Origin of the sequence: Bradyrhizobium sp. WD16 (assembly GCF_024181725.1) — a bacterium.
In the GTDB taxonomy this organism is placed as follows: Bacteria; Pseudomonadota; Alphaproteobacteria; order Rhizobiales; family Xanthobacteraceae; genus Bradyrhizobium_A.
In genome coordinates this window covers 1,060,948-1,083,848 of record NZ_CP028908.1, presented here as the reverse complement: position 1 = coordinate 1,083,848, position 22,901 = coordinate 1,060,948, and the positions used below count along the sequence as shown (strand labels likewise).

Sequence of the window (22,901 nt, the reverse complement as noted above, 5' to 3'; positions counted from 1 at the left end):
AAGACCTTCTATTGCGGTAGCTCCCTAGCACTACTTTGGCAGATTTGGCTGAAGGCAGCCTGCGAGCAGCATCTCACAGTGCGTGCATCGTAGGGGTGGAGGCCGCACGAAGAGGTCGAGGATGGCTTGCCTGATGGCCGGCATGCTCGGTTGTGGCGGTGGGCCTGGGACTCTTTTTTTTTCGTCCCGCTGCGGTGAGGCGGCGGGACTGAAGGAAGGCATAGGCGATCATCGTCATCAAGGCATGTCGGTGTAATCCGGCCCACGACCTGCCTTCAAAATGGTCGAGCCCCAGCTCTTCCTTCAACTGCTGATGCGCCTGTTCACAGATCCACCGCGCCTTGACGGCAGCTGCCAGCGTCTTAAGCGAAACGTCAGCGGGCAGATTCGAGATGTAGTACTTCTGCTCTCCGCTCGATCGTCGCTCGCCCAGGATCCACATTTCATCACCAGGCATACGCTCGACACCTTTATCGAACACGCGGTGCTTTGGGCCGTCGGCGATGCGGACGCGCCGCGCAGCGAAAAGGCATGTCAGCGGGCCTTTCGTACCCCCGCGCCAGCTGATCTTCTGCCACTTTACGCCGGCCAGCATCGTCTCGGCTGAAACTGGCGACATATCCGGGATATGGTGTTTGCGCGGCTTACGGGCTTTCTCCGTTGGAAAGATCATGGTGACATCGGCCGGATAGACTTTCTGGCGCCGCGACATACCAACTGCCCATAAGAGGCCGCGCTCGCTCAGAGCATGACGGAACGGCGCGCTCGATCCGTATCCCGCGTCCGCCAGCACACAGCCGAAGCGAACACCGGCTGCGATCACGCGATCGATCTCAGCCAGCGCGATCTCTGGCTTGGACCGTGCCGCGCGATGCTCGATGGGAACGCCGGCGTGCTTCAGACGTACCGGATCGCTCGTCCAATTCTCGGGAAGGAAGAGACGTAGCGCCACCATTACCGGCACTTCACCGCGCGCAAGCGTCAGCGACACCAATGTTTGGCAATTCGCCGTTTTACCGAGAGTTGATGCATATTGCGGAGCTACACCAACCGAGCGATCGCCCTTCTTCGGCATCGATGTATCGTCGATGACCAGCACCGCATCTGTGCCGCCGACGAGCCGGTCGGCCTGAACGAGCAATTCTACTTCCAACGGCGCCGCGTCCCAGACGCCATCAGCGATGAAATGATGCAATTGATCATAGTCGCCCGGCGCCAGCCGCGCCGCCATTGGCTGGACGCTCTTGCGGTCGCCCGGCCCAATCAGTCCTGAAACATATAGCGGACACATCCGCCGCCGAGCCTTGTGACCTAAACAATCCAGGAATGGCTCGAGCCAGCGTCCAAGCTCATCTTCCCACCTCGACGTCGTATCCACCGGTCAGCCCTCCAAAAAAGCTGACCACCCATGAATCATTGAAAACGTGATTCGGGAATCCAGTCTCGCCGATCAACTCCCAGAATCTGCCAAAGTAGTGCTAGTGTCCTGACTCTCAATTGCCTTGCAATAACTCACGCTGCCTCGATTTTGTCGAGGGCGGCGCGGGCGCGGTTGATTTTTTCGAGGATGGCCGCGCCCTCGGCCCTCCACGTGTAGGGCTTCGGGGCGGCATTGCGATCGGAGAGATAGGCTTCGATGTCGCGGACGAGTTCGCCGATGGAAGCGAAGCTGCCCGAGCGTATCACGTCGGCGGTTAAATCAGCGAAGAAGCGTTCGACGAGGTTCATCCAGGACGAAGATGTCGGCGTGAAGTGCGACTTGAAGCGCGGGTGACGGGCGAGCCAAGCCTTGACCTTTGGATGCTTATGCGTGGCATAGTTGTCCTGGATCAGATGGATGTCGAGTTCCTCGGGCGTTTCGCGATTGATCTGTTTCAGGAACCTGAGCCATTCGATGTGAGTGTGACGCGCCTCGGTGCGCGCGATCAACTTGCCTTTCATCGCATCGAGGGCAGCAAACAACGTAATCGTGCCATGCCGGGTGTAATCGTGAGTCATTGTCCGGGGACGCTTCGGGGCAAGCGGCAAGCCAAGTTGAGTGCGTTCCAGAGCCTGGCATTGGCTCTTCTCGTCGCAGCATAACACCAGCGCCTTCGCTGGCGGATCGAGGTAGAGCCCGATCACGTCCCAGAACTTTTTCTCAAACTCCGGATCATTCGAGAGCTTGAACGTCTTTACAATGTGGGGCTTCAAGTCATTCTTTGACCAGATCCGCTGCACAGTACTGTGCGATACTCCGGCATGGCGGCCCATGCTGCGCACGCTCCAACGCTTGCGGTTCTTCGGCGGACGCGTGGCATCGGTGATGACACGCTCGATTTTCTTCTCTGTAATCGAGGGCTTGCGTCCGCGTCCGCCCTTGTCGTCGAGGCCGTCGAGCCCGTGTGCCTCGAACCGGCTGGACCATGTCGACACCGTTGGCATCGATGTATCCATCTGCTCGGCGACGAGCTCGATTTTCACCCCCTCCAGACGCAGCAGAATAATTTTTGCTCGAAAACGATCGCGATGCGCACTGGTCGGAGCATTGGCCCTCCGTTGGAGTTCAGCCCGTGTCTCCGCATCGGCGGTAAGTACCTTGACGGGACGCGCCATCCTCTCAGCTCCTGCTTGCCCGAAGCAACCAAGATTATTTAAACTGATTTGCGAGACGGAACACTAGGTACCAGGAGCCCCGATTCATCCAAACAGTGCAACTTAAGGACGATTTGCCCTCCCGGCGCCTTGACGATGAGAAGGAGAAAGGCAAATGTCAGGCCGCCAAGTAGGTTATTGATTTCGCGAAGGAACAAGCCTCGGCATCCATCATGGGGGGATGGGTACGATGGATCACTGGTTCGAGTACACGATATCCATATACGGCGAGATTCTAAAGCCGTTTGGGACTGAAGATTTCGGCCCTAAAGTTGCGACCGGCCTGCTTGTGAGCGCCGCCACACTATTCCTTGCATTTGTGTGTGCCGTTTTGCCTCAAGCCTATCGCCTTCATTCTGCGCTGTCGGCTGTTCGCGGAAAATCAAAGGAAACTTCTGAAGATCAAAAGCGTCTCAGCTTCCACAGTAGATATGACGAAGTAGATACGACGCTCTCGTCAAACAAGCTAACCTCCACCGCCTGGGCTGAGTTCCGGAAAACGCTGATCTTTCGCGAAACGGCGCAGGCTCCAGTTATTCTTGCATCTGCGCGCCCCTCCCAATTTTTCACCACACGAAGTCTACGCGTTCAATACGATTTCGTGCGCAGCTTGCCGAATTTTTTCGTTGGCCTCGGGCTCCTCGGAACGTTCATTGGACTCATAGCCGCACTTACCTTTTCTACAGCAAGCTTAACCAGCGCCGTCGACCAAGAGCATATAAAGCAAGCGCTCAGCAAACTACTAACTACAGCGGCAGCAAAGTTCTATATATCTGCCGCCGGCTTGGTTGCCTCCATATTGCTCTCGCTGTTCATTCGCCTAATCCTCAGACATCTGAGCGCCACCGTGCATCAGCTGAACGAGTCGCTAGAAGAACGCCTGCTATTCGTGAGCGAGCAAAAGATCTCTGAAAGGCAACTCACTGTTCAACAGGAAAGTCTCACTGAACTTAAGTTGTTTAACACCAACATCGCAATGAGGATCGGCGATGCTGTTAGGCAAGCAGTCGAACAGAGCAATGACAGCTTAACCGCTAAGCTCTCAGAGATCGCCGATTCTTTCTCCAAATTGATCGAAGCGTCGGGAGCAGGAGCCGGCAAGGCGGTTGGCGATGCTATGAAAGGTGCCTTCGAAGCCAGCTTGACTGATGCAAGCAGGTCACTAACCGGTCTCGCGTCCGAATTGAAGGATCTGCCAACCAGGTTGGAACAAGCGGCAACCACTATCAGCGACGCGGGCAAGGCGGCCGCAAAAGAGCAAGCCGAGATATCTCAAAGCCTAAAAGATGCCGTTTCTTCGCTGATCGCGGACGCAAGCAGTCAGCTCTCCACAAAACTTGCGGCAGGGACCAACGATCTACTCCAAGGTTTGACCGTGGGAGGCGATTCATTCGCCGCTAGCGCCACAAAAATTGAGAGCCTCCTTAAACAACTGAGCGATAGCCAAAGTCTGCATGTTGGAACCTTGTCCGACATCACGCGAAAACACAGTGAGCTTCAAGAAAAACTTAGCAGCGTCTCTCAGGAGGTTGTGAACGCCACCCAGGGGCTGGTCCGGGCTGGTTCTGCGGTCGATTCAAACATGACCAAACTTCTCGCAGCCATGGAAGGCTCGGCCAGCGCGGCATCCGATTTCCACCGGGCTGCCTCAGAAATGCAAGCATCCACTCGTGCGATGATAGAGACGCTGCAAAAGCAAATGTCCACGCACCTCGATCGGTTTAACGCCGTTGATGAAAAGCTTGCGACGGTATTCAAATCGATTACCGATCATCTTGAGTATCAATCTAAGCAAATGTCTGACCAGCTGGGAACAATGGATCAAGCTCTTGCGCGAGCTGTGAATCAGTTTGAGCAGCTTATAGACGAATTGGCGGAGAGCCAAACGAAGCCAAGCCAGGCGGCAGCTGAATGAGCGAAGCCGAAGTCGAACAGGGAGAGGAAAGCTACTTTGTATCCATGACCGACATCATGGTCGGCATGTTGTTCGTTTTCATTATCCTCCTCATGTATTTCGCGTATCGCATTCAAGACACCGAGCGGACAATTCCCTTGTCTCAGCACCTAGCAACATTGGATCAACTGAAGGCCACCTCTGCTGAACTCGAGCAAACGAAGCGCCGCGTTTCTGAGCTCGAAGATGAGCTTCAAAAATTACGGCAGAACCCGTTGGAGCGATATTTAAAGCAGGCGGACTCTGAGGTGGTCCCGGTTGTCTGAACAGATTTTCCGCGTCGATAAGTGGAGGCTCTGCCGGGGTTAGGCCGCCGCGCGGAGCGGAGGAAGATCGAAGTAGGCTTGATCCGGGGTGCGGTCGTCAAGGCTCGAATGCGGGCGGCGGCCATTGTAAAAGTCGAGATACCGACCAATCGAGCTTCGCGCCTCGCCGACGGTCTCATAGGCTCGCAGATAGACCTCCTCGTATTTGACGCTTTTCCACAGCCTCTCAACGAACACGTTGTCCCGCCAAGCTCCTTTGCCGTCCATGCTGATGGCGATGCCGTTATCGGCGAGCACGCCGGTGAAGGCCGCGCCAGTGAACTGCGAGCCCTGGTCGGTGTTGAATATGTCCGGCTTGCCGTGACGCGCGAGAGCATCCTCCAATGTCTCGACACAGAAGGACGCCTCCATCGTAATCGACAATCGCCAGGACAGAACACGACGCGTCGCCCAATCGAGCACGGCGGCGAGATAGACGAAGCCGTGGGCCATCGGGATATAGGTGATGTCCATGGCCCAGACCTGGTTCGGTCGCGTGATCTCCATGCCGTGCAGCAGATACGGATAGATCTTGTGGCCGGGTTCAGGCTTCGTCGTGCGCGGCCGGCGATAGAGCGCCTCTATCCCCATCCGCCGCATCAGCGTCTTCACATGCCGGCGGCCGACCTTGCACCCCCGCAAGGCCAGCAGGCCTCGCAACATACGCGAACCGGCGAAGGGGTATTCCAGGTGCAGCCGATCGATCTGTTGCATGATCTCGAGGTCGGCGGGCGATACTGGGCGGGGCAGATAATAAACGCTGCCCCGGCTGATCTTCAAAACCTCTGCCTGCTTGGTGATCGACAGATCGTGCTCACGGTCGATCATCGCTTTGCGCTCAGCAATCCCGCCTTGGTGAGCGCGCCTTCTAAAAAATCGTTCTCCAGCGTCAGCTCCCCGATCTTGGCATGGAGCGACTTCACATCGATCGCGGGGATGGCCGGCGCTCCGCCTCCCGATCCGAAAACCTCAGACGCGCTGCCCTCGAGCTGCGATTTCCATGCGGTGATCTGATTGGGGTGAACGTCGAAATGCTCGGCCAGTTGGACGATCGTCCGATCGCCCTTGATGGCGGCCAGAGCCACCTTCGCCTTGAAGGCCGGTGAGTGGTTCCGGCGGGGTCGTCTCTTCATGGTCTCTCCTGTTCGCGGCGATTATCGCCGTTGTCAGGCAGAAATTCCACTTATCGTCCTGTCCAGATTTCCGGGACCAGCTCACTCTGCCCGCGAAAAGATACTCTATGAGCTGCAGCGCAGTCTGAGCAATATTCAGGGCATAAGCGACAACGATGTGAAGGTGATTCCAGAGCAAGGAATTTTGCGTTTATCGGGCGATATGCTCTTTCCTCAGGGAAAGTCTATCATTGTCCCAGGCTCACCCAGCGAAAACGCTGTGAAGTCGCTGGCTGCAGCGCTTGCGAAGGTGCTTCCTTGCTTTAGTGTAGGTCCCGCCAGCTATCCAACCCGTGTTTGCAACCCGAACGCCGTCTTCATCGACGCAGTATTTGTAGAGGGTCACACTGACAACACGCCGATATGGGGCACGGTCGAAGGTAACATACGCGATAATCTGTCGCTTTCGGGCCGCCGGGCTATAAACGCGGTTCAAACTATCTATGCCTATCAACCTCGCCTCGCGCAGATGTTTAGCATCTCTCCAAGCGTTGACGGTAAAAGGCTTGGTGAGGGCACGTCCCCCCTAATCAATCCTGCGGAGTATGGCGAGACCCGCCCTGCCTTTTCTAACGACGCTGAAGAAGGGAAGAAGGGTAATCGTCGTATCGATTTGCGGGTTCTGATGTTTTCCCCCCGATCGGACAACCTCAACGAAGTGCAGAAGTTGCTAACAAAGTAGCAGGGCTGCCTCATGTCGATCCTGGCTGCGATAAACTCGTTTTCGCCGAAGCGCCTCGAATCAACGAGATTAGCCGAGTACGGCAAGCTGATTGAAGCATGTTCTGGATATAGAGCTGATTCATCCGACCTCAAGCCAAGCCGGGCAACTTTAGAGGCGATCGTCTCAAGAGTGCGGACAGGATCGCTATCGCTTGTCTCTCGGCGCGAATTGCGAGTCGCTATTTCTGCTATTGGGTTGCATGAAGGCTTCAGCACTGAAGATGTTTTAGGACTTTTGACCGAGGCCAGTCGTCGACGCGATAAGCGCTGCATTCGTGCTAGCCTCAATTCATTGTTTTTTTGCTATCGGGATAAGTCCCTGCGGGACATTTTGAGGGCCTACGTTAGGCAGAACCTTGATCAATTGATGGAAAGCAATCGAAGGTTTTGCAAACTCACCGGGATCTTGGAAGATAACCAGGCGGTGAACTCTGTTGCGACTTCTCTTTTGGAAGGCAACAACATCCATCAAGCGAGCCTTGCCAAGGGACTATCAACGTTCATCCTATCGACAGCGTATGGCATCGAGCTGAAGTTGGCTTGCATTCGACTGGCAACAAGAAACTTGAAGCCCGGCCGCCTGGAGCACGCGTTGTCCTTTGCGTTTGACAACATTGTGGGCACTCCACCGGCGGAGTTTTATGAGGCGTTGGTTGATCCATTTCTTCACCAACCGCCGCCGCCAGACGCTTTAAAGAAGATCGTTGGCGCACTCATTTCCAGATATCGAGATCCGCGGCTCTATATGTGGCCTATCCTGCTGGGCAAGGATGGCCAGCGGCGCCGAGACGAGTGCTTAGTAGCCGTCAGGCGCTGGCTCTCCATCGAGTATCTCGATCTTTTCATACGGATCATCGAAGAGACCGCAGACGATCAGTTCATGCCGCGCAAGAAGTTTTGGTTGCGATATTTCGAGAAGGGCCACGTAACTGACCTAACGCTCATTCTAGCAAGCGATGCCGGACGCGTGGCCAAGCAAGCTCAGCGAGCAAGCCCGGATACTGAATATATGAAATGGTCTCACTTAACTGGGGCAAACTCCAATCAGTCCGTTTTATTGATGCGGCTAGGCGATCTAGTGATCGCAGAATGGAGTCACTCTGGGGCGCTCAGGTTTTGGCGCGACGGCGATAAGGGCGCCCCTGAATTCCATAAACCGACTTATGTCGGCCAAGAGCTTAGGCGCGCGAGCATGGAAGTGCGCATCGGGGACTTTATGCGCGACGCTATCCGTCACGACAAAAATGGTAGTTGGACTACCTGGGCTCGCCGTGCAATCGAGCATCACACCGGCATACGAGCTTAGCGATGTTTGAGATTGTTTCAGAGCTTAGCGATACTGGCTATTTGCTAAGGATATGCGAGAAGCGCAACGGCTTGTTCGGTAGCCGTCTTGCAGTTCAGTCCGATTGGGATGAAGCGATTGGAAAGTTGCCTCCGCTAACGTCAGCGGTACTGGATGAACTTAAGTATCAAGGGCATCTCGAGCCTAAAGACGGCGCTACACGGCTTCTAACGTTTGAAGACGCGGCGTCGCTTGCCAATGACGACGCATTGCAACTCGGTCTCCTTCCGCCATTTCCATATCAGATCGACGTCCAGAGTGTTGGTGGACTGGCGTCGGATGACTTCAGAATAGCTTACTCCGCTACAAATGGCGGTGTTCGAGTAGTTGGGACCTTCAGCGAAGGGATTTTTCAAGCAAGTGGGAAAAGGTTTCGCATTTCCGGAACAATATTCCAGGTTCTGCAACGCGCAAATGAGCTTAATTCGGCAAAAACAAGAGACGACAAGATCGCCGCCTTTGCCGCACTGCGTCTTCTCATACCCGACGACGCTCCTGTTCCGAACATCGGTACCGATGCTTTCATTATGAAGGTGCGTGTGTCCCATGTGACGGCATTTAGCTTGAAGCCAACCTTGGGCGGAGGCGACATTAATTTCGATCCTATTCCAATGCGAAAGAGTGACGCTGAAATGCAAGACGGCGCAGAGGCGGAATTGGCCGTTACGCCAGCGACTGCGGAACTGTTCGGAAAGCAATTTAGGTCACAGAAGCAAGTCAATTCCACATATGTGATCGAAAGTGGCCAATACATATTTATCGATCCGTCGCTCCGGCCGGCGCTGGAGGTCGTTAAGCGAAAGCAGTCTGCTCAGATTGAGGAGCGCCTCTCTTTTTTGATGGCGCCCGCTGCAGCAATTTCGGCGGCGTACAAGGAATTCGATGATGACCGTGATGTCTCTATCGGAGACACATTGTTCTATGAGACGGAGCAATACTCGCAGCGCATTGTCGGGCTTGGTGAATGGATTCCGCCGCAGCTTTCTTATCTCGAAAAGCAGTCAAACACATGGCTGCCCGAACGCTTCTCCGTCGTCTTAGGAGACAAGCTCGTTGTTGGCGAACCAGAAGATGTTCCAAGGTGGTTGCACGCCGTGCAGGATGCGATATCGCGCGGTCAACAGCAGGTCGACATCGGTGACGTTAGCGTTTCGACGAATGCTCCGGGCCTTCTGCCTACCCTCCAACGCCTGATGCCGCCCGAGGCGCCACCCAGTAAGCAACTTTCTTTCAGCGGCCAAGAACAAGAGCAACTGGCCCCCATTCGCCGCCGGATTGCCGTTCTCAAAACGCGAGAGAACTTTGATGAAGCCGAGTTCAAGAGGCAATTCATTCCTCGCCGACTGACTGACGCGACTCAACCACTCATGAGGGTTGAGCTGAAGCAGCACCAACAACAGGGCGTGGCATGGCTAACTAGCGCGTATACGAGCGGATGGCCTGGCGTACTACTTGCGGATGATATGGGACTGGGTAAGACGCTCCAAAGTCTAACATTTCTGATGCTTCTGATGCGAGAGCGACTGGTCCGGAGCGGCCGTCCCGCGCTAGTAGTTGCGCCGACCAGTCTTTTGAAGAATTGGGAAAGCGAGCACCAGAGATTTGCGTTTGATGAAGGACTCGGCCCTCCGTTGATAGCTTTCGGCAATCAATTGAACGCACTAAAAGTTGGAAAGAGTAATGATGGGCTAATGCTATTGAACTCACAGGAGATCAAGCAGGCAACCTGGGTTCTAACAACATTTGAGACGGTTCGAGATTATCATATTAGTTTTGCCGGGGTGCCCTTCAGCGTTGGAGTATTCGACGAGATTCAGAAGGCAAAGAATCCAACTACGCGAATTAATGCGACTCTCAAAACGCTAAACGTCGATTTCGTCGTAGGCATGACGGGCACGCCGGTTGAAAATTCTATCGCCGACCTTTGGGCAATAACTGACATTATAGCACCTGGTTATTTTCCCCCGTTGCGCGAGTTTATCAAGATCTACGGTAAATCGCAGGCTGAAGCAGAACGCGCTAAATCTCTTGAGCGGCTCTCGAATGAAATACTGAGCCCGAGCACGATTAGCGGCAAGGGAGTGCCAGCGTACGCGCTTCGCCGAATGAAGGAAGATGTCGCCAAAGACCTGCCGCCAAAGCATGAAGGCAACATGGTCAGGACAGCGATGCCTGCAGTACAAGCGAGCCGCTACGCTGAGATAAGTGCAGCTACGCAGGCGGGCAACCTTAAGATATTGAGAGCCCTCCACGACTTCAGGTCAATTTCACTGCATCCGGCTGATCCTGAGAGTGTCTCTGGCGGTTTGCTGTCCGCCGAGGACTACATCATGATGTCCGCTAGGTTTGCACCGGCATTTCAGCAGTTGGCAATGATCGCCAGCCGCAAAGAAAAAGTAATTGTATTCGTCAATAGTAGAAAAATTCAAACTATTTTATCCCGTCTCATAAAAGAACGGTTCGCGTGCCCTCAACCAGAATTCATTCGGGGAGATACAAATCCAAGTCAGCGGCAGCCTATCGTTGATAGATTCTCGGAAATAGAAGGATTTGCTGCGCTAATCCTGTCTCCAAGAGCCGCGGGCGTTGGCCTAAATATTGTGGCCGCAAATCACGTGATGCATCTCGACCGATGGTGGAACCCTGCCGTTGAAGACCAGTGCACCGACAGAGCCTATAGAATCGGAGCAAAGAAGGAGGTTTACGTCTACAAATTTGGAGCTGTTCATCCGCAGCTTCAGGAGACTTCCTATGATGTCATCCTAGATGAGCTGCTCGCGAGCAGACGAGCCGTTTCGAGGAAGATATTGACGTCGACGGAAATTACGGCTGCTGATTTTACTCAAGCATTCCAGTCAAAGTCGCCGCAGAATCCGACGAAAATTCTAGAGGAAGTCGACAAATCTGGTCCCCTAGGGCTCGAAGAATTTGTGCGAGATTGTCTTATTCGGAGCGGCTTGAACGCTAAGCTCACCATCCGTTCGGGGGATGGCGGTGCCGACATCGTTGTTCGAGATGAACTGGGAACAATTTCGCATCTACTTCAATGCAAGCACGTATCGAACATTGATAATCCGGTCGATAACGGCTTGTTAGTCGATGCGGAAAGAGTTCGCGCAAATTGGCGCGCTGCGGATGCTATTGTGGTCGGCCTCACAAATGGCAAACGGTTTTCTCAGAGAGTTGCCGACAAGTTTTGCAAAAATGGCTGGAAGCTGATCGCAAGGGATCAACTCCTTGGGCTGACGTTAACCTAATAGCGGGCTTCGCTTCGAAGAGACTGTAAACTGAACTGTGTCGCTGCGGATTGGCTTGCAACTGCTCGAGTGGGACTCTGTCCTCGCCGAACATGATCTGGAAGCTCTGCAGGGCGGGCTTCCAGTGGTGGATGCTTTTCCAGTTTTTAGCGGCTTCCTGGATTGCGAGGAAGAGCGATTTCAGCGCGGCGTCGTCGTTTGGGAAAATCCTGCGGTTTCGCGTGAGCTTGCGCATGGTCATGTTGAGGGATTCGATGGCGTTGGTCGTGTAGATCACCTTGCGGATCTCCGGCACGAACTGGAAAAACGGAATGACGTTGTCCCAATTGCCGCGCCATATCCGCACGACGGATTTGTATTTCCTGCCCCATTCGGCTTCGAAGGCGTCGAGTTCCGCCGCGGCTTCGTCGGCGCTCGCCGATTGATAGATTTTCTTCAGCGTGGCGATCACCGCCTTTGCGTCCTGCGTCGCGACGTAGCGCAGGCTGGCGCGCACCAGATGCACGACGCAAAGCTGCGTCAGCGTCCTCGGAAAAACCGCGTTCACCGCCTCCGGCAGCCCGTTGAGACCGTCCATGCAGGCGATGAAAATGTCGCGCACGCCGCGATTTCTCAGTTCGGTCAGCACGGAGAGCCAGAATTTCGCGCCCTCCGACTCCGCCAGCCAGAGGCCGAGAACTTCCTTTTCGCCCCGCAGGTTGACGCCAAGGACGATATGCGCCGATTTGTTGATCACCTGCTTGTTGTGCCGCACCTTGACGACCAGCCCGTCCAGCCAGACGATCGGATAGACATCGTCCAGAGGGCGGTTCTGCCAGGCTCGGGCTTCGTCCATCACGCTTTCGGTGACCTGCGAAATCAGCGTGTGCGAGATCGACACGCCATAGAGTTCCGTCAGCGCATCCTCGATGTCGCGCGTCGTCAGGCCCTTGGCGTAAAGCGTGAGGATCTTCTCCTCCATGCCGGCGAGCCGCACCTGCCGCTTCTTCACCAGTTGCGGCTCGAAGGTTCCAAGCCGGTCGCGCGGGGTCTCCACGGTCAGCGAACCGTTGGCGCTCCGCACGGTCTTCATGCTCTTGCCGTTGCGCTTGTTCGACCGCCCCGCGTTCGAGCCCGCCTCCGCCGACCCCGCGGCCAGATGCGCATCCAGCTCGGCCGACAGCCCGCGATTGATCATGTGCTGCAACATCTGCGCGTAGAGACTTTCCATCTCCTCCGGCCGCTTGAAATCCTTCGTCAGCTCTTCGAGAAGTTCAGGGGAAACCTTCATCTGCATGCTCCAGGCGGCTCTCGCCTCTCGGGGGATTATGCAGCGACACAGTTCAGTTTACAGTCTCGGTGATTGGGCGCGCTCTTCTTTTGCCCGCTTGCTCTCTGCACTCAAGTTACCCAAAAATATCGCCCAAAATAGAAAAGATATGGCGAACGACCACCAACCTGAAACTAGCTTCGGTGTCATTTCCAGAAACGCTGCTACACTAGGAAGCTTGAGCATAATGCCGAGGAGAATAACGTCACCCGGCGCAAAGAAAATATAAGACGCCCAAAGCCACACGTCTGAGATCGTTATCTGCCCGTCGCCATTTATATCGATTACGAAATGCCACCGCATTGTCCAAGCATCTGGCGGGTCAAGCATCCGTATGACCTCGACTATGGTTGATTCCGCCATCGTCGTCCCCCTAACTCTTCGAGCGAGCATATTAGCCTGTGATACAATTTGGCAATGGAGGACGTAGTCATTGAAGGGCGGAAGATTTGAGGCAGGTATGACACAATTTCTCTTTGAAGGCCTGTGTGGCGAGCGTAACTTGGCACGGTGCCCGCATCGGTCGTCCGAGGGTTTTCTCAAACGGCTCGCATCGCATATCGTTGGTTCGATCTTCACGGTTGCCGATATCTGGAGAACATTTACAAGTTTTCCGACGGGACGCTTTCGCTCCAACGCCATTCGCGCCGTGGAAAGTACATGCGCGACATGACCCCGTTTGAGGTGCTGATCTGGTCGCGACAGGAGAACGTTACGTTGACTAGCAATTGAGATCGCGACTAATTGCGCGATGTGTGAGAAGCACCATTGATTGCGCCATGCCGATGCTACGTGTCGCCACGGCTGATTCGCGCAAGAGGCGACTGGGTTTCTTCCGCGCAGTAACGGAGGTTATTACGGATGATTGATCGAAAGCTCGACAATGAAATGGGGATCAGCCCGCAGGCAGCAGAGATCGACCGGATGACGCTGACGGAGGTTCGGGCGTTCCAGACACTGAGCCTCCCGAACCTCGAGATAACCGAACAAGAGCGCACTGCATTGAGCATAGCGGTTAGCAAGCGGATTTCCGTGCTCCAAGGAGAGCCTTTCCGGAAGTGATTCCCGGGCGACTCTTGAGCATCCGCCAGCCCCCCCGAAGCTGATCGGCAGCGGCGCCGGAAGGTGGCTGATGAACCGGGCGCTGGAGCGTGCGTGGGCGCCTGGCGTCGGGCGCATCTGGCTTCACACCTGTACGCTGGATCACCCTTCGGCAATCGCGTTCTATCAGCGCTCGGGCTTCCGGCCCTATCGCCTCCAGACCGAGGTGGCCGATGATCCGCGCCTGGTCGGCGAGCTGTCGCGCAGTGCCGCGCCCCATGTGCCGGTGATCGATCCCGATGACGCATGACAGGCTTGTTTGCGCGGTCATTGCGGCGTTCAGCGATTGACGTCCACGACCGCCGCGTTTCAACATGGAGAAAAGCAATCTCCAGTGGAGCCCGGCGTGATTCTGATCGGCCAGTATGACTCTCCCTTCGTGCGGCGCGTCGCCATTGCGCTGCGGCTCTATGGTTTTGCCTTCGAACACCGGCCGTGGTCGATCTTCGGCGATGCCGACAAGATCGCCCCGTTCAATCCGCTGCGCCGCGTGCCGACCCTGGTGCTGGACGACGGCGAGGTGCTGATCGAAAGCTGGGCCATTCTCGATCATCTCGACGAATGCGTCGGCAAGGGCAAGGCGATGATCGCGTCCGCCGGCGCGGTCCGGCGCCGTGCCCTGAAGACCTGCGCGCTCGCCACCGGCCTTGGCGACAAGGCGGTGAGCCTCGTCTACGAGCGCGTGCTGCATGCCGAGCGCTCCGATCTGTGGATGGAGCGCTGCCGGACCCAGATCTCCGGCGTGCTGGATGCCCTGGAAGCCGAGCGCGGCAACATCAAGTCGCCGTGGTGGTTCGGCGAACGCATCGGCCACGCCGATATCGCGGTCGGCTGCGTCTTGCGCTTCACGAAAGAGGCCCATCCCGGCGTGTTCGATGCCGGCCGCTGGCCGGCGCTGGCGGTGCATGCCGAGGCCTGTGAAGACCTGCCGGCGTTCTGCGAGATCGTCCAGCCGTTCCTGGCGCCGGAGGGCTGAGGCAGCTCTGCGTTTCGAGCCGTAAGCCGCTTGCCTTGAGCGCCGCGATCTAAAGGAACGCGATCTAAAGGAAAAAGGCCGCCCCTGAGGGCGGCCTTTGATTTTTGCGAAGTGGCGAGAGACGCCGGGCTTCTTAGAAGCCCATGCCGCCCATGCCACCCATGCCGCCGCCGCCGCCCGGCATCGGGGGCGCCGGCTCCTTCGGCAGCTCGGCGACCATGGCTTCGGTGGTGACGAGCAGGCCGGCGACCGACGCGGCGTCCTGCAGCGCGGTGCGCACCACCTTGGCCGGATCGATGATGCCCTTGGCGACGAGGTCGACATATTCCTCGTTCTGGGCGTCGAAGCCGAAGGTCTCACCCTTGCCCTCGAGCACCTTGCCGACAACGATCGAACCTTCGACGCCGGCATTCTCGGCGATCTGGCGGATCGGAGCTTCGAGCGCCTTCAGCACGATGTTGATGCCGGCCTGGACGTCCGAGTTGTCGTTGGACAGACGGCCGACCGCCTTCTTGGCGCGCAGCAGCGCGGTGCCGCCGCCCGGCACGATGCCTTCCTGCACCGCGGCGCGGGTCGCATTGAGGGCGTCCTCGACCCGGTCCTTCTTCTCCTTGACCTCGATCTCGGTGGCGCCGCCGACGCGGATCACCGCGACGCCGCCGGCCAGCTTGGCAAGACGCTCCTGGAGCTTCTCGCGGTCGTAATCCGAGGTGGTCTCTTCGATCTGGGCCTTGATCTGGTTGACGCGGGCCTCGATCGCCGGCTTCTTGCCGGCGCCGTTGACGATGGTGGTGTTTTCCTTGTCGATCACGACCTTCTTGGCGCGGCCGAGCATCTGCAGGTTGACGTTCTCGAGCTTCATGCCGAGGTCGTCGGAGATCAGCTGACCGCCGGTCAGGATCGCAATGTCCTCGAGCATGGCCTTGCGGCGATCACCGAAGCCCGGCGCCTTGACGGCCGCGACCTTGAGGCCGCCGCGCAGACGGTTGACCACGAGGGTGGCGAGCGCCTCGCCCTCGACGTCCTCGGCGATGATCAGGAGCGGACGGCCCGACTGCACCACGGCCTCGAGCACCGGCAGCATGGCCTGCAGGCCCGACAGCTTCTTCTCGTGCAGGAGGACGTAGGCGTCCTCGAGCTCGGCGGTCATCTTCTCGGGATTGGTGACGAAATAGGGCGAGAGATAGCCGCGGTCGAACTTCATGCCTTCGACGATATCGACTTCGGTATCGAGCGACTTGGCTTCCTCGACGGTGATGACGCCCTCGTTGCCGACCTTCTGCATCGCCTGGGCGATCATCTTGCCGATGGTGGTGTCGCCGTTGGCCGAGATGGTGCCGACCTGGGCGACCTCGGAGGAGGCGGCCACCGGCTTGGCGCGCTTCTCGATGTCCTTGACCACGGCGGTCACCGCGATGTCGATGCCGCGCTTGAGGTCCATCGGGTTCATGCCGGCCGCGACCGCCTTGGCGCCTTCGCGCACGATCGCCTGGGCGAGCACGGTGGCGGTGGTGGTGCCGTCGCCGGCGGTGTCGTTGGTCTTCGAGGCCACTTCGCGCACCATCTGGGCGCCCATGTTCTCGAACTTGTCCTCGAGCTCGATCTCCTTGGCGACGGTGACGCCGTCCTTGGTGATGCGCGGGGCGCCGAAGCTCTTGTCGATCACCACGTTGCGGCCCTTGGGACCGAGGGTGACCTTGACCGCGTTGGCGAGGATGTCGACACCGCGCAGCATGCGTTCACGGGCGTCGCCCGCGAATTTCACGTCCTTGGCTGCCATATCTCAGTTGCTCCTGTGAGTGGGCCGGCCCATCGGGTGCCCCTGACGGGGCCGGCGGACGGTCCGGCCGGAAAATGCACTTGAACGAAAACGCCGGGCCGTTAGGCCGTCACGCCCATGATGTCGGACTCCTTCATGATCAGGAGATCGACGCCATCGATCTTGACCTCGGTGCCCGACCACTTGCCGAACAACACCTTGTCGCCGACCTTGAGGTCGATCGGGATCAGCTTGCCGGCCTCGTCGCGGCCGCCCGGGCCGACGGCGATCACTTCGCCCTGGGACGGCTTTTCCTTGGCGGAGTCCGGGATGATGATGCCGCCCTTGGTCTTCTCGTCGGCGTCGATGCGCTTGACCACGACGCGGTCATGGAGCGGGCGGAATTTGGTCTTGGCCATTGGAGTTCCTCTGGACTGATGAAGGGAGCAAGGCCCGGGGCTGCCGGATCAGAAGGCGAGTTAGCAGTCATCCCCCGAGAGTGCTAAAGTGCGCCCGGGAGATATGGCGTGCTGCCGATCCTGTCAAGCAACGGGGCCGTTCGGGCGGCGCCAAGAGGCAACTGCTGCGCCGCACGATCGAATTTGCCGATCGTCGCCGTTTAAGGCCTTGGTGATGTCATTATGGGATGGTCTGGAAACCATATCGCGACGGCGGCGCCACTTGGCGCGGCCGGCGATCAGTTTGGGCCGCGAAACGTCGGGAGTGTCGCGGCCGGGGAATGCTCGCTCAGGGGATGAGATGCAAAGATTTGTTTCGACGCGCCGGTTGACGGCTTTCGCCGCAGCCGCGGTTCTTGCTGCCGTGCTCGGAGGCTGTACCGGCGGCGGCTTCCAGGGCTTCGACCTTGGAATGTCCCAGCCGCCGCCCCCGCCGCAGGAGCCGGCGGTCGAGCCGGAAATTCCCGGCAGCATCCGCCCGGACGAGCTCGTCGGGCGCTGGGGTCTTGCCTCCTACCACAAGGCCGACGACCGGGTCCGCACCGAGAATGCGGCGCGCGGCCAGTGCAAGCAGCCCTATGTGATCGGTCGCGGCAACTCCGGCGGGGTGATCATGCATCTCGCCGACGAGGCGACGCCGCAGGAATTGCGCATCAAGGGCAGCCGCAGCGGCAAGAACTATATCGGTCCGGCCGGCCCTCCCGGGGGCGAGAAGGATCGCGAGATCGTCTCGTTCGACGGTCGCGTGCTGATCACCCGTTTCATCGACAAGGACGCCGATGGCCGCTACGGCACCATGGTCTACGTCCGCTGCGGACCGCGCGCCTAGAGCCATCGATATGATTGATTCTAGTGCGGTGCAAAACGCACTCGCACTGCAATGAAGCGTCGTAAATGACGTCGTGAATGAAAAGGGCGGCCCCGATCCCGAGGCCGCCCGAATTCTGTCGACCAGGCCGGCGCGGTTACGGGAACATGGCGTCGATGTCGTCCTGCGAGGCATGACCGGCGTCGTCGGGTCCCTTGGGACCGTTGAGCAGGCGGGCATCGCCGACGCGGTCGTCGATCACCGCCGGAGCGTGCGCCTTGATGGCGTCGACGCCGCCCCAGATATCCATCATCACGTTGATGTGGTGCTCGATGAAGCGCATCGTGTTCATGACCTTGCTGATACGCTGGCCGGTCAGGTCCTGGAAGTTGCAGGCCTCGAAGATCGAGACGACGCGCTCCTGGATGTCATCGGCGAGTTGCGCCTGCTGGTCGGGGGAGTTCACCTTGGTCAGCGCGCTGGCGCACTGGTCGATGGCTTCCGCGGCTTCGAGGATCTGCTGGGTCGCTTCTTCGGTGCCGCCGACCACTGCGCCGAGTTCGCCCGTCACGCGGGCCATCTCGTCGCCATCGAAGCTTTTGCCGTGGAGCACGGCGATTTCCTGCTTGGTACGGCTGATCGCCTCGTGGATCAGGTCGAGCTCGATCTTGAGCTTCTCGCACTGTTCGATCTGGGCGCGGTAGGTCTGCAGCAGCGCGCGCGCGTCGGCGGTCTCCTGCGACAGATCAGCGGTCTTGTCGTCGGCGCCGTCGGCCTCGACGGCGGGCTGCACAGTCGCCATCTGTGCCCGGATCGCGCGCAGCTCCGCCATGATCTCGTTATGGGACTGGCTGATGTCGCCGCCCTGCGACACGTCGAGCGGCGTCACGCCGTACTGGGCTTCTTCGATGCGAAAGCGCTTGCGGTGAACAGGCATAAGAACTCCCCAACCTTCGAGCGCAGACTTTGTAATACAACGGGATTTAACAGCGGGTTCACATGGAACCTCGCCTTCGATGCGTGTCGAAGGCGAGGGTAAGCCGCGATTAACCATGGCGCGGCGCCTTCACCAAAAATAAACGCTGTCGACATGAAGCGGGCCGACCTGTGGTCGTGGTGAATCCGCCCGGCCGCGTCGTTTACCAAACCGATGCCATTGCCGCTTCTAATGCGCGCGTGAGCGCAGCCATGCGCCGATTTCCGACGAAGAGTGCAGAGTACGTCGATGTTGAAACTCACCTCCGCGATCCTCGCCAGCGCTTGCGCGCTCGGCGTCACCATCACGCCGACCCTGGCCCAGGTTCGCAACGACCAGGTCCGCTACCAACAAGTCCGCAACGATCGGGCCCGCAACGATCCTGCTGCCCCGCTCCGCGTCGCCTATGCCGACCGCCCCGCGATGGGTGGTGGCTTCATCGAGTTTATCTTTGGCGGCGGTGGTGCGGGGCCGGCGCCAGCCTATCCGGACGCGCCGCGCTACGAACGTGCGCCGCGCTACGAACTGGTGCCCCAGGGCGGACAGCCCGACGGCGATCAGCGCTACTACGTGCCGGATGATCAGGATCAGGACTACTACCAGCGCCAGGCGCTGGAGCCCGGCCGTCCGGGATTCGATCCGAAATATGAAAAGCAGGTGGTCGAGTATCCTGGCCGCGAGGCGCCCGGCACCATCGTCATCGATACGCCGAACAAGTTTCTGTATCTGGTGCAGGGAGGCGGCAGGGCCCTGCGCTACGGCATCGGCGTCGGCAAGCCCGGTTTCACCTGGTCCGGCATCAAGCATGTCTCGGCAAAGCGCGAATGGCCCGACTGGACGCCGCCGGCAGAGATGCTCAAGCGACGCCCCGATCTGCCGCGCCACATGGAGGGCGGGCCGGAGAATCCGCTCGGTGCCCGCGCCATGTATCTCGGCTCGACGCTCTATCGCATCCACGGCTCCAACGAACCGTGGACCATCGGCACCAACGTCTCATCGGGCTGCATCCGCATGCGCAACGAGGACGTGATCGACCTCTATGGCCGGGTTCCGGTCGGCACCAGGGTCGTGGTGCTCTGACCCGGCGCCGATGAACTCGGAAAAGCACCGGCCGCTGCATGCAGCGGCCGGTCTTCATCGGTCGAACCGGTTCGATCGCCGTGGCGTGCGGCTCGCCTGACCGGCCTCAGGCGTAATCGCTGCCGTCGTCGCTGTCGAAGCCGCCGTCGTCATTGTCGTCCTGATCGTCTTGGCGCTGGTCATTCAGGTCGTCGGAGGACGCAGTGTCGAACAGGCCGTGGCCGCGGTCGTCGGCTTTGCCGCGGTCCGTGCCGCCGCCGCCGATGTCGTTCAGCCCGGCTTCGCGCGCCAGATCGCTGTTCGAGGCATCGCCGCTCCACGGGCCGGCGCTGCCGCTGCCGAAACTGCCGGCGTCGCCGAATGCCTGGTGGCTCATGCCGCCGCCCATCAGGCCGCGGATGCTGTTCATCAGCAGCGAGCCGCCGATGACGCCGGCCGCGGCCGCCGCGGCGGTGCCGAGGAACGAGCCGCCGCCGCCGCCCGGCGCCGGGTAGGGCGCCGCGCCATAGCCGCCGCGGGGATCGGCGCCGTAACCGGCACGCGGATCGTTATAGCCGGAATTGAGCACCTGGCCGCTGTTCCACACCGGACGGCTGCCGGCGGGATCGGCCGGCTTGACGCTCGGGACCGAGCCGCGCGAGGCGTTGCCGAACACGGCGTCGCGCATGGAATCGAGGAAGCTGCCGGAGGCGGCCGGCTGTTGTTGGGTGCCGGCCTGAAGCTCTTCGATGCGCGCATTGGCGCGCTTGAGCGCCTCGTCCTGCACCAGCACGGTCTGCACCAGGGCATAGGTCGCATTGGGCGCACGCCGCAGGCCCTCGATGATGGCCTTTTCGGCCTCCGGATCGCGGGGCGACGATTCCAGGGCGGTAAGACGGTCGAACAGATCGTCGATCAGGCGGCGTTCTTGCGGGGTCATTCAATCCTCCTCCTGTGAGGCGAAGGAAGAGGTAGGCGCCCATTGTGACGCCAAAAGAGTTCCGCAGATTAAATTTTGGTATGCGACATCCTGACCAGGGCACAAAAAACCGGAAAACCGGCTGTTGTCCCTGGCAAGGGCTGTCAGGCGGCCGCGCGCCGTTCAGCGAGGGCGACCGATTGCGCCGCCAGGAGCCTGGCGAAATCGTCGCTGGCGAGGAAGGTCCGTTCGCGCTCGCGCTGGGTGGTGAGCGGATCGAGCGACGCAAGCACGTCGTCGACATAGCCGGGATGGCACATGATCAGGCCCCCGTCCGGCAGGCCGGCGAGAAAGTCCCTCATCAGCGCCCCGAAGTCGCTGTCGCGGGTGAAATCATAAGCGCCGGCGAAGCCGGGATTGGCGGCGAGCCCGGCGTGGCGCGCCAGGACGCGAAAGCGCGCGCTCAAGGTGTCGAGCAGCAGCACCTTGGGATGGCCTGCACGCAAGCCGCCGCTGCGGCCGCATTGCCGCACCCAGGCAGCGGGCGCCGCCTCCTTCACCGCGGCGAGAAAGGCGTCGCGGATCTGCGGGAAGAGCTGCACATGCTGATGGCCGTCGACATAATCCGGCGGGCGGCCGACGCGTTCGGTGAAGGCGGCGAGCTGGGCCGCGATTTCGCCGCGGATGATTTCGGGATCGAGCCGGCGCATGACGCTGGCGCGCAGCAGGCGGCCGAGCGGATAGAACGCGCCGCCATCGAGCGGCCGGAAATGCATGGTCAGCGGATGGAACGGCGCGGTCAGGGTGCAGTGCAGCCCGATGGCGCAGGATGCGCCGGCAGCGACTTCGCGCAGCGCTGCGATCTCGTCGCGGCCGCAGGCGGGAGCGACAACCATCACCGAGGTGGCATTGAGGCGCCGTTGCGCGATCAGCTCGCGGATGGCGCGGTTGACGCCGGGGCTGAGGCCATAGTCGTCGGCACACAGCCAGATGTGGCGCTGGGGCATGGCCGCGTTCACTCGGCCGCGGTCCCGACCGAATCCACCTTAGGTGCGGCGGGCTCGCTCGTCGCCGGCTTCACGCTGTGCTCGGCGATGAAGTAGACCGGCCGCGCCTTCAGCTCCGAGAGGATCTTGCCGATATATTCGCCGACAACGCCGATCATGAGCAGCTGCACGCCGCCGATGGTCATCAGGCCGACCACCAGGGACGGATAGCCGGGCACCGATTTGCCGCTGATCACCGTCTCCCACAGGATCGACAGGCCGAACAGGAAGGCGGCGCAGGCGAGCAGAAGACCGAGCAGGCTCGCCATCCGCAGGGGCGCCACCGAGAACGAGGTCAGCCCCTCGATCGACAGGCCAATCAAGTGGGGCAGGCTGAACGATGTGCGGCCGTGGGCGCGGGGCTCGGGCTCGTAATCGACCCGGATCTGGCGGAAGCCGATCCAGCTCGCCAGGCCCTTGAAGAAACGATTGCGCTCGGGCAGCTGGCGCAGCGCCTGGGTGGCGCGGGGCGACAGCAGGCGGAAGTCGCCGGCGTCTTCGGGGATCTTCTGCCGGGCGCCCCAGTTGATCAGTGCGTAGAAGCCCTGCACGGCGACGCGGCGGGCGAACGGCTCGTTGGCGCGATGCGCCTTGGCGGTATAGACGACATCGTAGCCGTCGACGATCCAGTGCTGCACCAGCTTCTCGACGAGCTCGGGGGCATGCTGGCCGTCACCGTCCATGAACAGCGTGGCGCCGCGCCGGGCATGGTCCAGCCCGGCCATCAGCGCCGCTTCCTTGCCGAAATTGCGCGACAGCGACACGGCCTGGATATCGAGGCCTTCCGGCGGCAGGCCACGCATGATCGCCAGCGAGTTGTCGACGCTGCCGTCGTCGACATAGACCACCTCGACCGCGAGGTTGTAGCGCCGGCGCAGGCTGGCCGAGAGTTCGATCAGACGCAGGTGCAGCCGTTCGAGGCCGGCCGACTCGTTGTAGATCGGCACCACGATCGACAGCCCTTGCGCCGCCGCGGCCGCGGCATCGCCGGACAGGTTCGAGACATCGGCACCGAGCATCATGGACGTGATCTGACCTTCTTGGCTGGACTTTGCGGGCTTGCGTGCTTCTGAGTTGTCGTTGCATCGGCGCCGCTTCGG

18 protein-coding genes and 3 pseudogenes are annotated in these 22,901 nt (G+C 59.5%); 10 read left to right on the top strand and 11 right to left on the bottom strand.

Annotated features, from left to right (window positions below; all coding sequences use genetic code 11):
* Nucleotides 1–73 precede the first annotated feature (73 nt).
* Nucleotides 74–1,417, bottom strand: a pseudogene (locus tag DB459_RS05025) (IS701 family transposase).
* A 95-nt stretch (nt 1,418–1,512) separates the two neighbouring features.
* Nucleotides 1,513–2,595 carry an IS630 family transposase gene (locus tag DB459_RS05020; protein ID WP_253706553.1) on the bottom strand — a complete coding sequence of 361 codons (1,083 nt, stop codon included), beginning with the start codon at nt 2,593–2,595 and terminating at the stop codon, nt 1,513–1,515.
* A gap of 229 nt (nt 2,596–2,824) precedes the next feature.
* On the opposite strand from DB459_RS05020, the gene DB459_RS05015 reads away from it, so the two are divergent.
* Both DB459_RS05015 and DB459_RS05010 read left to right on the top strand, forming a co-directional pair.
* A complete protein-coding gene (locus tag DB459_RS05015) occupies nt 2,825–4,549 on the top strand; it encodes a hypothetical protein (RefSeq protein WP_253711828.1) in 1,725 nt (574 codons plus the stop codon).
* A complete protein-coding gene (locus DB459_RS05010) occupies nt 4,546–4,854 on the top strand; it encodes a hypothetical protein (protein WP_253711827.1) in 309 nt (102 codons plus the stop codon). The genes DB459_RS05015 and DB459_RS05010 overlap by 4 nt, the downstream gene beginning before the upstream one ends.
* 39 nt (nt 4,855–4,893) lie before the next feature.
* On the opposite strand, the gene DB459_RS05005 is transcribed toward DB459_RS05010, so the two are convergent.
* A protein-coding gene (locus DB459_RS05005) for an IS3 family transposase (RefSeq protein ID WP_253706739.1) occupies nt 4,894–6,026 on the bottom strand; the annotation gives its coding sequence in 2 pieces (ribosomal slippage) (nt 4,894–5,771 and nt 5,771–6,026; 1,134 coding nt in all).
* On the opposite strand from DB459_RS05005, the gene DB459_RS05000 reads away from it, so the two are divergent.
* Genes DB459_RS05000 through DB459_RS04990 form a run of 3 tightly spaced genes read left to right on the top strand, consistent with a single transcriptional unit; the run spans nt 6,025 to nt 11,390 of the window.
* Nucleotides 6,025–6,747 (top strand): hypothetical protein, encoded by a 723-nt coding sequence (locus tag DB459_RS05000; protein WP_253711826.1) that lies wholly within the window; start codon nt 6,025–6,027, stop codon nt 6,745–6,747. The genes DB459_RS05005 and DB459_RS05000 overlap by 2 nt on opposite strands.
* A 12-nt stretch (nt 6,748–6,759) precedes the next feature.
* Nucleotides 6,760–8,094 (top strand): EH signature domain-containing protein, encoded by a 1,335-nt coding sequence (locus tag DB459_RS04995; RefSeq protein WP_253711825.1) that lies wholly within the window; start codon nt 6,760–6,762, stop codon nt 8,092–8,094.
* 2 nt (nt 8,095–8,096) lie between these two features.
* A complete protein-coding gene (locus DB459_RS04990) occupies nt 8,097–11,390 on the top strand; it encodes an SNF2-related protein (RefSeq protein WP_253711824.1) in 3,294 nt (1,097 codons plus the stop codon).
* A 70-nt stretch (nt 11,391–11,460) separates the two neighbouring features.
* On the opposite strand, the pseudogene DB459_RS04985 reads toward DB459_RS04990, so the two are convergent.
* Both DB459_RS04985 and DB459_RS04980 read right to left on the bottom strand, forming a co-directional pair.
* Nucleotides 11,461–12,666, bottom strand: a pseudogene (locus DB459_RS04985) (IS256 family transposase); the annotation flags it as partial.
* A 51-nt stretch (nt 12,667–12,717) separates the two neighbouring features.
* Nucleotides 12,718–13,062, bottom strand: a complete 345-nt coding sequence (locus DB459_RS04980; RefSeq protein WP_253711823.1) for a hypothetical protein — start codon at nt 13,060–13,062, stop codon at nt 12,718–12,720.
* A 498-nt stretch (nt 13,063–13,560) separates the two neighbouring features.
* Between DB459_RS04980 and DB459_RS04975 the strand changes: the two genes are divergently transcribed.
* The 3 genes and pseudogenes from DB459_RS04975 (at nt 13,561) to DB459_RS04965 (ending at nt 14,776) form a co-directional block, all read left to right on the top strand.
* A complete protein-coding gene (locus tag DB459_RS04975) occupies nt 13,561–13,761 on the top strand; it encodes a hypothetical protein (RefSeq protein ID WP_253711822.1) in 201 nt (66 codons plus the stop codon).
* 37 nt (nt 13,762–13,798) lie between these two features.
* A pseudogene (locus DB459_RS04970) lies at nt 13,799–14,050 on the top strand (GNAT family N-acetyltransferase); the annotation flags it as partial.
* 96 nt (nt 14,051–14,146) lie between these two features.
* Nucleotides 14,147–14,776, top strand: a complete 630-nt coding sequence (locus DB459_RS04965) for a glutathione S-transferase family protein (protein WP_253711821.1) — start codon at nt 14,147–14,149, stop codon at nt 14,774–14,776.
* A gap of 133 nt (nt 14,777–14,909) precedes the next feature.
* Here the strand turns inward: DB459_RS04965 and groL are convergent, their stop codons facing one another.
* On the bottom strand, nt 14,910–16,556 hold the full coding sequence (gene groL / locus DB459_RS04960; protein ID WP_253711820.1) for a chaperonin GroEL: 1,647 nt from the start codon (nt 16,554–16,556) through the stop codon (nt 14,910–14,912).
* A gap of 101 nt (nt 16,557–16,657) precedes the next feature.
* Nucleotides 16,658–16,954 (bottom strand): co-chaperone GroES, encoded by a 297-nt coding sequence (groES, locus tag DB459_RS04955; RefSeq protein ID WP_253711819.1) that lies wholly within the window; start codon nt 16,952–16,954, stop codon nt 16,658–16,660.
* A gap of 340 nt (nt 16,955–17,294) precedes the next feature.
* On the opposite strand from groES, the gene DB459_RS04950 reads away from it, so the two are divergent.
* On the top strand, nt 17,295–17,822 hold the full coding sequence (locus DB459_RS04950; protein WP_253711818.1) for a hypothetical protein: 528 nt from the start codon (nt 17,295–17,297) through the stop codon (nt 17,820–17,822).
* 136 nt (nt 17,823–17,958) lie between these two features.
* Here DB459_RS04950 and DB459_RS04945 read toward each other — a convergent pair whose 3' ends face one another.
* Nucleotides 17,959–18,738: a protein phosphatase CheZ gene (locus DB459_RS04945; protein WP_253711817.1), complete on the bottom strand. Its 780-nt coding sequence runs from the start codon at nt 18,736–18,738 to the stop codon at nt 17,959–17,961.
* 288 nt (nt 18,739–19,026) lie between these two features.
* On the opposite strand from DB459_RS04945, the gene DB459_RS04940 reads away from it, so the two are divergent.
* Nucleotides 19,027–19,857, top strand: a complete 831-nt coding sequence (locus DB459_RS04940; protein WP_253711816.1) for a L,D-transpeptidase — start codon at nt 19,027–19,029, stop codon at nt 19,855–19,857.
* Nucleotides 19,858–19,963: 106 nt separating this feature from the next.
* On the opposite strand, the gene DB459_RS04935 is transcribed toward DB459_RS04940, so the two are convergent.
* The 3 genes from DB459_RS04935 to DB459_RS04925 all read right to left on the bottom strand — a co-directional run bounded on the left by DB459_RS04935 (nt 19,964) and on the right by DB459_RS04925 (nt 22,820).
* Nucleotides 19,964–20,776 (bottom strand): DUF2076 domain-containing protein, encoded by an 813-nt coding sequence (locus DB459_RS04935; protein WP_253711815.1) that lies wholly within the window; start codon nt 20,774–20,776, stop codon nt 19,964–19,966.
* Nucleotides 20,777–20,919: 143 nt separating this feature from the next.
* Nucleotides 20,920–21,774 (bottom strand): ChbG/HpnK family deacetylase, encoded by an 855-nt coding sequence (locus tag DB459_RS04930; protein WP_253711814.1) that lies wholly within the window; start codon nt 21,772–21,774, stop codon nt 20,920–20,922.
* Entirely contained in the window at nt 21,771–22,820 is a 1,050-nt protein-coding gene (locus DB459_RS04925) for a glycosyltransferase family 2 protein (protein WP_253713427.1), read from the bottom strand. The genes DB459_RS04930 and DB459_RS04925 overlap by 4 nt, the downstream gene beginning before the upstream one ends.
* Between the last annotated feature and the right edge of the window lie 81 nt (nt 22,821–22,901).